Below are 798 nucleotides of genomic sequence, written 5' to 3' on the forward strand. Positions count from 1 at the left end.
GTTCCTCACCAAGTACGCGGCACTCCCCGCGACCACCCGGACGAGGCTCTTCGCGAAATTCTACGGCTATCACACCGAAATGCCGGGCTGGTCCAAGGGAACGTCGTCGGACCGCTCCGGCCTCCGCTCCACCAGCGCCGGAACCCTCGCAACCGCCCCGGGCGCCACCGCGTCCATGAGCATCTACGACTGAACGGCAGGAACAGCATGAGTGTCATCGGCGACGCCTTCAAGAAACTCCAGTCCAACCTCGAGATCACCCAGACCGAGGAGACCGCAGCCATCACCCGCCACACCAACATCCGCGACTACCTCCGCACCAAGTGGGACCTCGACGACGACTTCCTCACCGGCTCATACCGCCGCTCCACGAAGACAAAGCCCCTCAAGGACGTCGACATCTTCGTCGAGATCAGCCCCACCGGCGCCCAGGGCTACCTCCGCAACGAGGTACCCATCACCGTCCTCAACGAGCTCCTCAAGGTCCTCCAGGTGAAGTGGTCCAAGGCGTTCATCGACGGAATGGCCGTCGTCATCCCGTTCGGCCCCGAGGACGCCGTCACCTCCATGGAGGTAGTCCCCGCCTACGCCCGCAAGGGCGGCGGCTGGTTCATTCCCGACCCCGACCGCGGCCGTTGGCTCGCGACCAACCCCAAGACCCACCACCAGATCTCGACCGCGAAGAACAAGGCGTGCGACGAGAAGTTCGTCCCGTTCGTGAAGATGGTCAAGGCAGCCAACCGCGAGCTCGGCGACAAGGTCGAGCCGTCGTTCCTCCTCGAGGTCATGGCGCACGAC

General features: G+C 64.5%; 2 protein-coding genes. Both read left to right on the plus strand.

What is annotated here, in order from left to right; all coding sequences use genetic code 11:
- Positions 1 to 193, plus strand: a 193-nt coding sequence (locus ACOADB_RS03410; protein ID WP_378596529.1) for a hypothetical protein, incomplete at its 5' end; no start/stop codon positions are given.
- A 14-nt stretch (positions 194 to 207) separates the two neighbouring features.
- Positions 208 to 798, plus strand: a 591-nt coding sequence (locus ACOADB_RS03415) for an SMODS domain-containing nucleotidyltransferase (protein ID WP_378596530.1), incomplete at its 3' end; no start/stop codon positions are given.

Origin of the sequence: Nocardioides sp. CPCC 206348 (assembly GCF_048654705.1) — a bacterium.
Classification (GTDB): Bacteria; Actinomycetota; Actinomycetes; order Propionibacteriales; family Nocardioidaceae; genus Nocardioides.